The organism is Bradyrhizobium sp. RDI18 (genome assembly GCF_043203335.1).
Lineage (GTDB): Bacteria > Pseudomonadota > Alphaproteobacteria > Rhizobiales > Xanthobacteraceae > Bradyrhizobium > Bradyrhizobium retamae.
This window is the reverse complement of the sequence record NZ_JBICRN010000008.1, coordinates 287,493-300,285: the sequence shown is the minus strand read 5'-3', so window position 1 is coordinate 300,285 and position 12,793 is coordinate 287,493. Positions and strand designations below refer to the sequence as shown.

At 62.7% G+C, this 12,793-nt stretch carries 10 protein-coding genes and 2 pseudogenes; 6 read left to right on the top strand and 6 right to left on the bottom strand.

The window, feature by feature from the left end; all coding sequences use genetic code 11:
* Positions 1-93 precede the first annotated feature (93 nt).
* The gene (locus tag ACFXS9_RS10115) at positions 94-1,182 is read right to left on the bottom strand and encodes a hypothetical protein (protein WP_392688180.1); all 1,089 of its coding nucleotides are present in this window, start codon (positions 1,180-1,182) and stop codon (positions 94-96) included.
* A 238-nt stretch (positions 1,183-1,420) separates the two neighbouring features.
* Here ACFXS9_RS10115 and ACFXS9_RS10110 point away from each other — a divergent pair, with 238 nt between their 5' ends.
* The gene (locus ACFXS9_RS10110; protein WP_392688178.1) at positions 1,421-2,671 is read left to right on the top strand and encodes a class I SAM-dependent methyltransferase; all 1,251 of its coding nucleotides are present in this window, start codon (positions 1,421-1,423) and stop codon (positions 2,669-2,671) included.
* An 18-nt stretch (positions 2,672-2,689) separates the two neighbouring features.
* Here the strand turns inward: ACFXS9_RS10110 and ACFXS9_RS10105 are convergent, their stop codons facing one another.
* On the bottom strand, positions 2,690-2,896 hold the full coding sequence (locus tag ACFXS9_RS10105) for a transcriptional regulator (protein WP_392688175.1): 207 nt from the start codon (positions 2,894-2,896) through the stop codon (positions 2,690-2,692).
* A gap of 576 nt (positions 2,897-3,472) precedes the next feature.
* Here ACFXS9_RS10105 and ACFXS9_RS10100 point away from each other — a divergent pair.
* Both ACFXS9_RS10100 and alr read left to right on the top strand, forming a co-directional pair.
* The gene (locus ACFXS9_RS10100; protein WP_392688173.1) at positions 3,473-4,972 is read left to right on the top strand and encodes a replicative DNA helicase; all 1,500 of its coding nucleotides are present in this window, start codon (positions 3,473-3,475) and stop codon (positions 4,970-4,972) included.
* A 54-nt stretch (positions 4,973-5,026) separates the two neighbouring features.
* Positions 5,027-6,454: an alanine racemase gene (alr, locus tag ACFXS9_RS10095; protein ID WP_392699709.1), complete on the top strand. Its 1,428-nt coding sequence runs from the start codon at positions 5,027-5,029 to the stop codon at positions 6,452-6,454.
* On the opposite strand, the gene ACFXS9_RS10090 is transcribed toward alr, so the two are convergent.
* Entirely contained in the window at positions 6,403-6,621 is a 219-nt protein-coding gene (locus ACFXS9_RS10090) for a cysteine rich repeat-containing protein (protein ID WP_334368440.1), read from the bottom strand. The two genes, alr and ACFXS9_RS10090, sit on opposite strands and share 52 nt — an antisense overlap.
* Positions 6,622-6,669: 48 nt before the next feature.
* On the opposite strand from ACFXS9_RS10090, the pseudogene ACFXS9_RS10085 reads away from it, so the two are divergent.
* A pseudogene (locus tag ACFXS9_RS10085) lies at positions 6,670-7,436 on the top strand (exodeoxyribonuclease III).
* Between the two features lie 16 nt (positions 7,437-7,452).
* Here ACFXS9_RS10085 and ACFXS9_RS10080 read toward each other — a convergent pair.
* From ACFXS9_RS10080 to ACFXS9_RS10070, 3 genes and pseudogenes are all read right to left on the bottom strand, one after another.
* Positions 7,453-9,717 carry a spermidine synthase gene (locus ACFXS9_RS10080; RefSeq protein WP_392688169.1) on the bottom strand — a complete coding sequence of 755 codons (2,265 nt, stop codon included), beginning with the start codon at positions 9,715-9,717 and terminating at the stop codon, positions 7,453-7,455.
* Positions 9,718-9,842: 125 nt separating this feature from the next.
* A complete protein-coding gene (locus ACFXS9_RS10075) occupies positions 9,843-10,292 on the bottom strand; it encodes a cupin domain-containing protein (RefSeq protein WP_392688167.1) in 450 nt (149 codons plus the stop codon).
* A gap of 129 nt (positions 10,293-10,421) precedes the next feature.
* Positions 10,422-10,791 (bottom strand): annotated as a pseudogene (locus ACFXS9_RS10070) (GFA family protein).
* Between the two features lie 89 nt (positions 10,792-10,880).
* Between ACFXS9_RS10070 and ACFXS9_RS10065 the strand changes: the two are divergent.
* Positions 10,881-11,603, top strand: a complete 723-nt coding sequence (locus ACFXS9_RS10065; RefSeq protein WP_392688164.1) for a sulfite exporter TauE/SafE family protein — start codon at positions 10,881-10,883, stop codon at positions 11,601-11,603.
* A gap of 141 nt (positions 11,604-11,744) precedes the next feature.
* Positions 11,745-12,641, top strand: a complete 897-nt coding sequence (locus ACFXS9_RS10060; protein WP_392688161.1) for a prohibitin family protein — start codon at positions 11,745-11,747, stop codon at positions 12,639-12,641.
* Positions 12,642-12,793 lie beyond the last annotated feature (152 nt).

Below are 12,793 nucleotides of genomic sequence, written 5' to 3'. Positions count from 1 at the left end.
TGCGCCGCCTTTCGGTCCATTAGATCGTTACTCTAGAGTGACACTCTAGGAACGGTCAAGCACGTCACCGGCCAAGCATTTGAAATCTGTGTCCTATTGCGAGATGGGTGGCGCGGGGGCACCGACCGGCTCGGCCGGCGGCGTTGCGGGCGCCGCAGTGGCTGTCACCGGCGGTGACGTCGCGGGAGCGGCCGCCTGGGGGCTCGCGGCCGGCTCAGGGGTTGTCGCGGCGGGAGCCGGCGGCGCAGGCGTCACCGGGGCGGGCCGGGGCGCGGTCGGCTCGCTGTCGGCGCTCTCCTTGGGAGCACTGACCTTGGGGGTCTCGGACCCGCCCTCGCTGGCCGGCTTTTCCGACTCGCCGGCCGGCCTTGCGACCTCCGTGGCCGGCTTGTCGACCTCACCTTTGGCGGAGTCGGTCCGGTCGGTATCGGGCTTGGCAGGATCCGGCCCGCCAGAATCGGTCTTGGGAGCATCGGTGTTGGCAGAATCAGGCTGCTCGGCTGTTCCGGGCTTCGCAGTTTCGGATTTAGCGGCATCCCGAGACGCATCTTCCTTTGCGGCGTCGCCGCGGGCGGCCTGGTCGGGTTTCGGCGGTTCTTCGGCAGCGGGCGTGGGCTTGCCACGCCTGCCCTGCTTCTGCCTGACGCCCGATTTGCTGTCGGTAGCGGTCTGCCCATCATCTGCGGGCTTGGCAGCGTCGGGCGCCGTGTGCGGCCGTGCAAGCCGCTTCGCGTCGCGGCCCGGGCGCGCGCCCTCGCCTTGCGGCGGCGCTCCGTCGGCACCCGGCCGGGCAGCCTCCTGGGCCGGCGTGGCGGACTGCTGCCGGCGACCGAATCGGTCGGGCTGATCCGACCTTCCGTCCTGCTTGGCGTCCTTCTGCTTGGACTGATCCTTAGCTTGATACCGGGGATCTGCGGCCCCGTTGGATATCAAGTAAGAAGAAAGCACCGAGGCCATGTTGGAGCCGGTGGTATAGTGCTGGCGCAGAAAACCCGGCAACGATGAAGCCGGCGTGTTCTTCAACAGGCCACGCGGGCTCCTGTGGCAGGCGCTGCAGGTGCTCGAAAATATCTGGGAAGGGCTCTTGCCGGCGTCGAGATTTTCGACGGCCCATACCACGTCTGCTGTGAGGCAGCCGATCAGGAGCGTCACCGTCGCTAAACTGAGCGCTCGGCTCAACATCCCTGCTTCTCCAACGTGGAATCGCTGCCCGGTCGCGCGGGCGAGCGGCGGGTCACCTTTTAGCCGATTATGACGCGAATGGAAGCGCGCTTATTGCGGCATCTGCGTGATCGCCACAGTTGAGAACATCCGCAGGAGCGCTGCGGCATCATCATACTTATGATGTTCCCGGTGCACATGGAACCGTCCGTTCCGCGGTGCATTGGTGTAACGGGCTGGTCGTTCCATTGGTGCTTCGATGGATCGTTTGTTGCGTTATTTCCTGGGTCAATTCATTCGCCGCGGCACGATGAATTTCACATCCGCGAGTGGGGCGAGATTTACCTGCGGGGATGGAACCGGCCGCCCGGTGTCGGTGCGGTTCCTGAGTGAGCGGACACAACTCCGGATTCTCCTCAATCCCGAACTGGCGCTTGGCGAAGCCTATATGGACGGCTCGTTCGTGGTCGAGGACGGCTCGATCGCCGACACGCTGGAAATCCTGCTCGGCCAGCCCGAAATGCTGCCACGCTGGGCCAAACTGCAATGGTGGCTGCGCTACTTCAGCAGGCACGCGAGACAGTTCAATTGGCGCGGCCGGGCGAAAAACAATGTCGCCCACCACTATGATCTGGACGGTCGGCTCTATTCCCTCTTCCTCGACGCCGACCGGCAATATAGCTGCGCGTATTTCGAAGCGCCGGATATGACGCTCGACGACGCCCAGCTTGCCAAAAAGCGTCACCTTGCTGCCAAGCTTCTCGTTAGGCCGGGCGCCCGCGTGCTCGACATCGGCTCGGGCTGGGGTGGCCTTGGCCTCTACCTGGCCGAAATGACGGACGCCAATGTCACCGGAATCACGCTGTCGTCGGAACAATTGCAGGCCTCGAATGCCCGAGCCACTGAGAAGAACCTGACGGGGTCGGCAAGATTCCTGCTAAACGACTACCGCGATATTTCAGGCCCGTTCGACCGGATCGTATCCGTCGGCATGTTCGAGCATGTCGGCATCGACTTCTATGAAACTTACTTCCGGCGCTGCGCCGAACTTCTCAGCGACGACGGCATCATGGTGCTGCACTCGATCGGCCGCTCCACGGGACCCGATGTGACGAGCCCATGGATCACGAAATACATTTTCCCGGGCGGCTATATCCCCGCTCTGTCAGAGGTCATCCCCGCGATCGAGAAAGCAGGCCTTCTGGTCTGCGACATCGAAATCCTGCGGCTGCATTATGCTGAAACGCTGAAGGCCTGGCGGGAGCGCTTCATGGCGCGGCGCGAAGAGGCGGTGCGCCTCTATGATGAGCGTTTCGCCCGGATGTGGGAATTTTATCTGGCGGCATCGGAAATGTCATTCCGGAAGCAGAACCTGATGAATTTCCAGATCCAGCTCACCAGGCGGCAAGGAATTGTGCCGATGACGCGCGATTACGTCACCCGGGAAGAAGCAAGGCTGCGCGGGATGGAAATCGGAAAGCAGCCGCGGCTGCAGTTGGCCGGCGAATAGGCCGCAAAGGCGGCGGAGTCAGTTTCTCAGGCTATAGGCCGAAGCGTAAGGCGTGTTGGCCAATGCCGGCCGGGCGAGCTGGGCTCGCAACGCGGCAAGCACCTGAGCATCACAGGGTTGGTCACGCCGTTCCGGGCGCGAAATCTCTTCCATGGCGTCGATCAGCATCGACAGCCACAAACGCTGGGCGCTTGCCGATCGCCATCCCAGGAGTTGCTGACCCATCGCCTGTTCCTTTTGGCCGGTGCAACTGGCAACTCGAAAATCGCCGGCCCGTTCCCGATTTCGTAACCAATCCAGCCTGAGCGAAGAAAATCACATCCGATGTGATCTACTTCACAGATTCCCTCAGCGGTCCGTCGTAGATCTCTGCCCATGAGCCGGCAGACCTACCCAGCCCCGTTCGATTCCGACATCAGGATCGACTACGCCTTGATCGCAATCGGCGTAGCTGCCGCCCTGTTCGCGTTCGTCTATCTGATCCTGGTTTGATCAACGCTTAAGATCAGGGCGCAAAACGCCTCCTGCCTTCGGATATGTCGGCCCAAGTCGCGGCAAGGTTCAGATTCCCCTAAGTTCTTGTCTGGCTTTTTCACAAAAGCCACTCCGGTACCGCCGGACGGCGGGCTGCTTTTTGGTCCAAATCCGTCAAGGGGCCAACTCGGGATTCACATGGCATTGTGTGAATCGGGCATAAGGCCTACTCGGACTTTCGGATCGCCTGCACGTGGCGCTTTATCGCTGCCCCACTTCCGCAAGCGATCTGACAAAAACCAAAAACCTAAAGAACATTTACAAACTATGGCTCTGACTGATTCGAACGTCCTCAAGCTCGCCCCGGACGCGGGAACTCCGGCCTACCGGAGCGCGCCGCACAATATCGAGGCGGAACAGAGTTTGCTGGGCGCCATTCTAGTCAACAATGACGCGTTCTACCGGGTTTCCGACTTCCTTGAGGCGAAGCACTTCTTCGAGCCGATCCACCAAACCATTTTCGAGACCGCCGGCAGCCTGATCCGGATGGGCAAGGTCGCAACGCCCGTGACGTTGAAGACCTTCCTGCCGGCCGATACCGATATCGGCGGCATGACGGTTGGCCAGTACCTCGCGCGTCTCGCGGCCGAGGCCACCACGATCATCAACGCGCAGGACTATGGCCGCACGGTCTACGACATGTCGCTGCGCCGCGACCTGATCCGGATCGGCGAGGACATGGTCAACGTCGCCTTCGATGCGCCGGTGGATTTTGCCCCGCGCGCGCAGATCGAGGACGCCGAGCGCCAGCTCTATGAGCTCGCCGAATCCGGCCGCTATGACGGCGGCTTCCAGCGCTTCTCGCAGGCGCTGACGACCGCCGTCGACATGGCGGCCAAAGCCTTCCAGCGTGACGGAAGTCTGTCGGGCATCGCGACCGGCTTGCGCGACCTCGACAGCAAGATGGGTGGGCTGCAGGCGTCCGACTTGATCATCGTCGCCGGCCGCCCCGGCATGGGCAAGACGTCGCTTGCCACCAACATCGCCTACAATATCGCCAAGGCGCACCGCGCCGAGGTTCAGGCCGATGGCACGATGAAGACCGTCAATGGCGGCATCGTCGGCTTCTTCTCCTGCGAAATGTCCGGCGAACAGCTCGCCACCCGTATTCTGGCCGAACAGACCAGCATCGCCTCCAGCATGATCCGACGCGGCGGCATTACCGAGGCCGACTTCGAAAAGATCCGCGATTATTCGATCGAACTGCAGTCGCTGCCGCTCTATGTCGACGAGACCGGCGGTCTGTCGATCTCGCAACTCACGGCCCGTGCGCGCCGGCTGAAGCGGCAGAGGGGCCTCGACCTGATCGTGATCGATTACATCCAGTTGCTGCAGGGCTCGGGCAAGCGCTCGGACAATCGCGTGCAGGAAGTGACTGAAATCACCACGGGCCTCAAGGCGCTCGCCAAGGAACTCAACGTTCCGATCATCGCCTTGTCGCAGCTCTCGCGTCAGGTGGAAAACCGCGACGACAAGCGCCCGCAACTGGCCGACTTGCGTGAATCCGGTTCGATCGAGCAGGACGCCGACGTCGTGATCTTCGTGTACCGCGAGGAGTATTACCTCGCCAACAAGGAGCCGCGGATCGGCACCCCCGAATACGAAAAATGGCAGCTCGATATGTCGCTGGTGCACGGCAAGGCCGAAATCATCATCGGCAAGCAGCGCCACGGCCCCACCGGAACGGTGGAAGTGCAGTTCGAGGGCCAGTTCACCCGGTTCAGCGATCTGGCGCAGGACGGCAACCTGCCGACCGGCGGTTATTGAGGCGCGGCCACGGTTGAACCGCAGCGTTCCGCCGCGTAGAACTGTGGCATGAACGTGGCCCCTGATCCCAAGTCCATCCCGCAAGGCACCCTGCTCTCGCCCGAGGCGAACCAGGCGGCCGCGCTCGCGACCGCAACCGGCGTGCTGACGGTCGATCTCGACGCCATTATCGCCAACTGGCGCAAGCTCGAGAAGACGGCAGTTCCGGCCGAATGCGCAGCCGTGGTCAAGGCGGACGCCTATGGCTGCGGCGCCGAGCAGGTCGCGCGCGCCCTCGCGGGCGCCGGCTGCAAGACGTTCTTCGTCGCCACCCTCGACGAGGCCCGCGTGGTTCGCGCCGCGGCGCCTGCGGCCGCGATCTACGTGCTCGGCGGCTTCTTCCAGAACACCGGCAACGCCTACGCCAAGTTTGACTGCAAGCCCGTCATCGGCGATCTCAACGAACTCGCCGAATGGGACGTGTTCTGTCGCCGTTCCGGCTGGTCCGGCGGCGCCGCCATTCACATCGACACTGGCATGAACCGGCTCGGCCTCACCGTCACCGAGGCGCAGGGCATCATCCCACGCATCAATGCCGGAGATCACGGCATCACGCTCGTGATGAGCCATCTTGCCTCCGCGGAAATGCTCAACAATCCCGCCAACGCCAGGCAGCTCGCGGCCTTCCGCGAGATCGCGAGCCTGTTCTCCGGCGTCCCGGCGTCGCTGGCTAATTCGTCCGGCATCTTCCTGGGCGCCCAGTTCCAGTTCGATCTGGTGCGACCGGGCTGCGCCCTCTATGGCATCAACCCGACGCCCGAAGCCGACAACCCGATGCAGCCGGTCGTCGAGCTGAAGGCGCGCATCGTGCAGATCCGCAACGTCGAGCGCGGCGATACCGTCGGCTATGGCGGCACCTGGACGGCGCGGCGTCCAACCAGAATAGCGGTCGTTTCCGCGGGCTATGCCGACGGCTATTTCCGCGCGGCCAGCGCCAATGACGGCACCCGAGGCGCCGAGGTGATAGTCGCCGGCAAGCGCTGCCCGATCGCAGGCCGGATTTCGATGGACCTGACGGCGGTCGACGTGACCGATCTCGACAAGAATGCAGTGCGGCGCGGCCATTGGGTGACGCTGATCGGCGAAGGCATCACGGCCGACGAACTTGCCCATCATTTCGGCACCATCGGCTACGAAGTGCTGACCAGCCTCGGCAAGCGCTACGCGCGGGTTTACAAGGGCGGCAGTGCCACTGCAGCCCCCTTGCTCCGCCTCCAGCGGAGCCGGTCGCCACCCCCACTTAAGCCTTCGTTCCGAGTGTTCCTTCGCGGCGTTTCCTGTCGATGCCGTCCGCGGCCTTTTCAGGCGTTGGTGATCCGACAGTTCACAAAACGCCGTTCGGCGGACAACACCGGGCCGCCGAACGATCGCTGGAGCGTTGCCCGGTCCTACTATTTCTTCCGGCTAGCCAACACTTGCTTGCAGGCGTCGCTGAGTTGGTGATGCTGCTTGTTCAGACATGCGACGACACGGCCGCCGCCGGGCAGCGTACCGGCGCAATATTTGTCATAGTCGGCCTTGCAGGCGCCGCGCTGGTCAGTGGCTTGAGCGACTGCGGATCCGGAGTATCCGATGGCGAGCACGAGAAAGGCGAAGCGTAGTTTCGACATGGATTCTCCAAGTGTCGGGCGAAGCACAGTGATGCCAGCCAGCTCTACATGAAGATCGCGACCTTCAACATTAATAATGTCAACCGCCGCCTGCCGAACCTGTTGCGCTGGCTGCGCGCGGCGAAGCCCGACGTCGTTGCCTTGCAGGAATTGAAATCGACCGACGCCGAGTTCCCGATTCTGGCAATCGAGAAAGCCGGCTACGGCGCGGTGTGGCGCGGACAAAAAACTTGAATGGCGTCGCCATCCTGGCGCGGAATGCCGAGCCGGTATTGACCCGGACCGCGCTCCCCGGCGATGGGGGTGTCGAGGCCCGCTATATCGAAGCCGCCATTAACGGCGTCCTCGTCACCAGCATCTATCTCCCGAACGGCAATCCGCAGCCGGGACCCAAATTCGACTACAAGCTCGACTGGTTCAAACGACTGCGGTCCCACGCCGGCAAGCTGCTCAAGCAGGATATCCCCGTGGTGCTGGCCGGTGACTACAACGTCGCGCCGACTGAGTTAGATATCTACCCGACAAAGTCCTGGGACAAGGACGCGCTGATCCAGCCGAAGAGCCGCGCCGCGTTCAAGGCGCTGGTGGATCAAGGCTGGACCGATGCGATCCGGACGCTCCATCCGTCTAAGCCGATGTTCACGTTCTGGGACTACAAGCGCAACCGCTGGCCACGCGATGCCGGATTGCGGCTCGATCATCTGCTGCTGAGCCCGTCAATAGCGCCGCGTCTGCTCAAGGCCGGCGTCGATCGAAAGATCCGCGGGGAAGAAGGCGCCAGCGACCATGCGCCGGCGTGGATCGTGCTGCGCTAGCGCGGCCGCAGGTCTCCTACCCGCCTAACTTCCTACGCAACATGATGCCGAGAATGTTGGAATAGTCGTCGGTCCATAGCGCGCTTGTCTGGTCAGGGGATAACCGCGTCCAGCTATCCGCGACACGTCCGGTGTCGCCGGCGTCGCGCGCCATCACGACGACCCGGGCATTGGCCGCGAAAGTCGTCATGAAATCGCCGGCGCGGTCATCCTCGCGAAGAAAGGTAACCAGCCCCTGCGACCGGGCGACATTGGCCACCACTGGCGCGAGATCGAGGTGGCGGTTGGAAATATGCGCAATGATCACGCCGCGGTCGGACAGCTTCGAGAGATAACCCGCGAGCGCCTCGCGCGTCAGCAGATGCACCGGAATGCTGTCAGACGAAAAGGCGTCCAGAACGATCAAGTCATAGCGATCGGGTGACGCTTCCAGCGTCAGGCGCGCGTCTCCGGCAACGACGGGTGCGTCCGGCGCGCATTTCGACAGGAACGTGAAGAGATTTGGATCCCGTGCCATGCGGATCACTTCCGGGTCGATCTCGAAAAACGCCCAGCGCTCTCCGGCCTTGCGGTGGCAGGCCAACGATCCCGTGCCGAGCCCGACGATGGCGACATGCTCGAAGCCGCCATGGGCGGCGCGCGCGGCTCGGATCGCTTCGGCCAACGCGCCTTCCGGATAATAATAAGTCAATGGCGTCGGCACCCCGTCGACCGCTGTGCCGTCCTCGTTACGCAAGCGTTGAGCGCCATGGATCGTGGTGCCGTGATAGAGCACGCGCGCCTTGCCGTCGGCGATTTCGGCCACCCTGTGGACGCCGAAGAAACTGCGCGCCGTTTCGATCGGCGCAATTCCCGGTCGCCAAAAAGCGGTAACGGCAAAACTCAGGACGACAAGCCCGAAGAGGCGCATCGGCTGCTGCCGTTGAAGCAGCATCGTTGCCACCATTAGCGCGAGCAGGAGTTGAAATGGCAATTCCAGGGTCCCGGGAACCTGTACGGCGGTGACGCACGAGACGGCCACCAGGACCGCGCTCAGCAGCAACCACGGCCAAAGTTCAGCTACCGCCTTGCTGATACCACTCGTGAAGACGCCGGGCATGCACAACAGCGCCAGCGCAATCAGGATCGGGTACTCATAGTTGCCGTTGAATATCTGCGGCGCCAGCAGGCCCGCAAATACTCCACCGATGACCCCGCCGAACGAGGTGCAAAGGTAAAATTCGGTCAACCGCTGCGGGGCTGGACGCCGCGCGTAGAGCTCGCCGTGGCACATCAGCGTCAGCAGTGCGAACGCGACGAGATTGAGGATGATCATCGTCACCCAGAAGACCTTATCGCCGCCGATCAGGTTCATCGCAAGCGGCGCCACTGCGAACGGAACAAGCCAGACGACATTGGCATGCGCGATCCACGGCGTCTCACGGAATACGGCGACGAATGTGAGCAGATAGATCGCCAGCGGGACCACCCACAGGAACGGCGCAGCGGCGATGTCGGTCGTCAAATATGCGGTGACGGCGATGACGAGGCCGGAAGGCACCGCGGCCAGAGCGACCCAACACATTCGTTCGCCAGCGCTCGCGCGACCTTCATCGAGGGAGCCGGCCTGCGCGTCGACCGGCGCCGCCCGCGAAGTAAACAAGCCGGCGATAACCAAGAGCACGGCAAACAGTGCAAACCCGACGGACCAAGCCGTGGTCTGCGTCTTCAGCGTCAAGATCGGCTCGATAATAGCGGGATAGGCGAACAGCGCGGCAAACGAGCCGAGATTGGAAGCTGCGTAAAGAACGTAGGGGTTGCTCGCCCGCCTGTGCCCGCTTGCAGCAAACCAGCTTTGCAGCAGTGGCGCACTGGCCGACAGCGTAAAGAACGGAAGCCCGATCGAGACCGCAAACAATCCGAACAGCCACAGCGCCGTTCCATCCGATGGCGGAGCTATCCATCCTGGCGCGACGGCGATCGGCAGGGTCATCGCCGTTACCCCGACCAGCAGCAGATGGACCATCGCCGCACGGCCGGGCCGCAGCAGGCGGTTCAGGAAATGGGCGTAGGCATATCCCGCCAGCAGCACGGTTTGAAAGAACACCATCGCAACCGACCACACGGCTGGAGCGCCGCCGAGTTTCGGCAGCACCATCTTTGCAAACATCGGCTGGATCGAGAAGAGAAGCAGCGCCGAGACGAACAGCGTCAGCCCGTAGAGCAACGGCATCAGCCGGACGCTGGCAGCCTGCCGATCGAGGGCGGGCGATACCCGGTCCGAAGCTTGGAAGAGCGACATCGATATCTCCGGCACCGGCAATTGCCTGCACGGTATCGAGCCGCCCCTAAACAAGGCTTAAAAGATGACCGGAAATGGCGGACGCCATGGTAAACGTCGCCTTGATCCGGGCAGGAGAGACCCGCTCAGCCCTTTCGCGTGTGACCCCACGCCGCGTCCCAGTCTTCGCCCGCAGCATCGATGACGCGGCCGTCAGCCTCGAAGAACTTGTTCGGCACCTGGAAGATTGCGAGCATCAGCCCGCCTTGCGGACACCACGCGACGTGGCGGCTGCCCTCTTCGCGCCAGATGAACTCACCGGCCTTGCATTCGATGCCCTGCGCCGGACCTTCCTTGTCGACGAGCGACCCCTCGAGCACGTAGGTCTGCTCGATGTTGACGTGTTCGTGGTCTGGGAGCACCGCGCCGGGCGCGAACCGCATCAGCGCGGTCATCAGGCCGGTTTTGCGATCGAACAGCAGCGTCTTGGCCTCGCAGCCGGGAAAGCGGGTCTTCTGCCATTCCATGCTGTCGGGTCGAACCAGATGGGAATGCGTGCCTGCCGTCTGCGCATTCGCCTGCGTCGCAGCGTCCATGGCGATCCTCCGTTCTGCTTGTTTTGACGCGATCCTAGCAGCTTTGCCTCTCGCCGCCAGCCGGCAGGTGTGCGCTGCGGTGATCCCGATACTCTCACTCGGATGATGAACGATGAACCTCCTCCGACATCACCACAAATTCTTGCCGTCGATCACCGTCACCGGCACGGCGTCGAGGTCGAAATCGTCGAACAGCCGTGAATTGACGCCGACCTTGGGATTGTCGAAGTCGGGCTTGCCGGTGGACCAATCAGGCGATTCCGAATAGGTGCCGCAGCCGCACCTGGCGCAGAAATGATGTTTGACGGTTCGGCTGCCCCACAAATAGGTCGCGACATTTTCCGGCGGCGAAGTCAGGCGAAATTGCGCCGGGGTGTAATAGACCCACAACGCGCCGCGCTTGGAACACAGCGAGCAGGTGCAGCGTGTCACATCAGTCGGCGCTTTCGCTCACCTCGAATTGTGTGTTGCCGCAGTGGCAGCTTCCCTTGATTGGCACGAGCAGCTCCTTTCCGAGTAGTATTTAAACCTCGTAACCTGAGCCTGCTGCCACCATGATGTCAGCATCAGGGAATCGCGAAAGACTGCATGGGCTTCCTTTTTGTCCTCATTGTCGGCCTGCTCGCCGGCACCATCTCAGGCATTGTCGGCACGGGCTCGTCGATCATGCTGATGCCGGTGTTGGTCTATCAATACGGGCCGAAGGAAGCCGTGCCGATCATGGCGGTTGCGGCCGTGATGGCGAACTTCTCGCGCATTCTTGCCTGGTGGCGCGAGGTCGACTGGCGCGCCTGCCTTGCCTATTCGGCCACGGGGATTCCGGCCGCTGCGCTTGGCGCGCGGACGCTGCTCGCCCTGCCCTCGCACGCGGTAGATATCGCGATCGGCCTGTTTCTCATCGCGATGGTGCCGGTTCGGCACTGGCTGGCCCGCCATCGGCTTAAAGCGCAGCTCTGGCACCTGGCGGTCGGCGGCGCCGTTATCGGCTTTCTCACCGGCATCGTGGTTTCGACTGGGCCGCTCAGCGTGCCACTGTTTCTGTTTTACGGACTTACCAAGGGTGCCTTCCTCGCTACCGAAGCCGCAAGCTCGCTCGGGCTTTACCTGAGCAAGTCGGTTACGTTCGAACGCTTCGGCGCGCTGACGCCGGATGTTGCGCTGAAGGGCCTGATTGCGGGCTCTTCCCTCATGCTTGGCGCCTTCATCGCCAAAGGCTTCGTGCTGCGTCTTCAGCCTGACGTCTTTCGGCTGTTGATGGACGGCATCATGCTGGCCGCCGGTCTCACCCTGCTATGGACGGCATTTTCCTAAGCATTCGGCGAAACCCGGCACACGGCCTGAACCATTCGCCATGAATGGCCGACCAAGTGACGCGTGTCACATCCATTCGGCAGGTGACCATAGATCAGTGCCGGGCATGGAATCGCATCACCCACGTCTGGAGAGACTGAAATGCCCAAGGGAAACATCAGGGGAATCATCGGCGCCATCGTCGCCGTCATTTTCCTCGCCATCATCGCCGCAGGAAGCTGGTACACCGTCGATCAAACCGAGCGCGGCGTGAAGCTGCGCTACGGTGCGGTCATCGGCACCGCGCAGCCGGGCCTTGGCTTCAAGGTCCCGTTGATCGACAGCGTTGAAAAGGTCAGCGTCAAGACCTTCACCTATACCTGGGACAAGATGAATTCGTATTCATACGACCAGCAGCCGGCCGACCTCAAGATCAGCGTCACCTTGCGAGCCTCGCCGGACAAGGTGGCCGATCTCTATGCCAAGTTTGGCGGGCTGGACACCGCGGTCAAACAAGTGGTCAGCCCGGCCGTCAATCAGCAGGTCAAAATCGTGTTCGGCCGCTACACGGCCGTGAAAGCGATCCAGGAGCGCGGGCCGCTGAACTCCGCGATCAAAGACGCCATCACCGCTTCGCTGAAGGACGATCCGATGATCACGATCGAAAGCGTCCAGCTCGAAAACATCGAGTTCAGCGCAAACTATCTGCATTCGATCGAGCAGCGCATGCTGGCCGAGGTCGAGGTGCAGAAGCTGCAACAGAACGCCGAGCGCGAGAAGGTGCAGGCGCAGATCACCGTCACGCAGGCGACCGCCAAGGCCAACGCCGTCCGCGCCGAGGCGCAGGCCGCGGCCGACGCGCTGCGGCTGAACGGCGAAGCCCGCGCCACCAATATCAGGATCACCGGCGAGGCCGAAGCCGCCGCCATCGAAGCCCGCGCCAAGGCGCTCGGCACCAATCCGAATCTGGTGACGCTGGTGCAGGCCGAACGCTGGAACGGCGTCCTGCCGACCACGATGGTGCCGGGCTCGTCGGTGCCGTTCGTGTCGGTGAAGTGAGCGCCGAATAGTCGGGAGGGCGATACCGCGCGGAAGCGGTATCGCACTTCGCCGTTCCGATCCGGACCGCGCGGCAGGCCGATGTTCAAATTTGCTCGATGGCCTGACTGGCGCAACTATTATCCGCTATGACGCCATCGATCGGTGGCTGC

What these genes read in the sequence shown, in the direction of transcription:
- ACFXS9_RS10110 (WP_392688178.1), top strand. Translation starts at nt 1,421, where the DNA reads ATGGATCGTTTGTTGCGTTATTTCCTGGGTCAATTCATTCGCCGCGGC.
- ACFXS9_RS10065 (WP_392688164.1), top strand. Translation starts at nt 10,881, where the DNA reads ATGGGCTTCCTTTTTGTCCTCATTGTCGGCCTGCTCGCCGGCACCATC.
- ACFXS9_RS10080 (WP_392688169.1), bottom strand. Translation starts at nt 9,717, where the DNA reads ATGTCGCTCTTCCAAGCTTCGGACCGGGTATCGCCCGCCCTCGATCGG.
- ACFXS9_RS10105 (WP_392688175.1), bottom strand. Translation starts at nt 2,896, where the DNA reads ATGGGTCAGCAACTCCTGGGATGGCGATCGGCAAGCGCCCAGCGTTTG.
- ACFXS9_RS10075 (WP_392688167.1), bottom strand. Translation starts at nt 10,292, where the DNA reads ATGGACGCTGCGACGCAGGCGAATGCGCAGACGGCAGGCACGCATTCC.
- ACFXS9_RS10115 (WP_392688180.1), bottom strand. Translation starts at nt 1,182, where the DNA reads ATGTTGAGCCGAGCGCTCAGTTTAGCGACGGTGACGCTCCTGATCGGC.
- ACFXS9_RS10090 (WP_334368440.1), bottom strand. Translation starts at nt 6,621, where the DNA reads ATGTCGAAACTACGCTTCGCCTTTCTCGTGCTCGCCATCGGATACTCC.
- ACFXS9_RS10060 (WP_392688161.1), top strand. Translation starts at nt 11,745, where the DNA reads ATGCCCAAGGGAAACATCAGGGGAATCATCGGCGCCATCGTCGCCGTC.
- ACFXS9_RS10100 (WP_392688173.1), top strand. Translation starts at nt 3,473, where the DNA reads ATGGCTCTGACTGATTCGAACGTCCTCAAGCTCGCCCCGGACGCGGGA.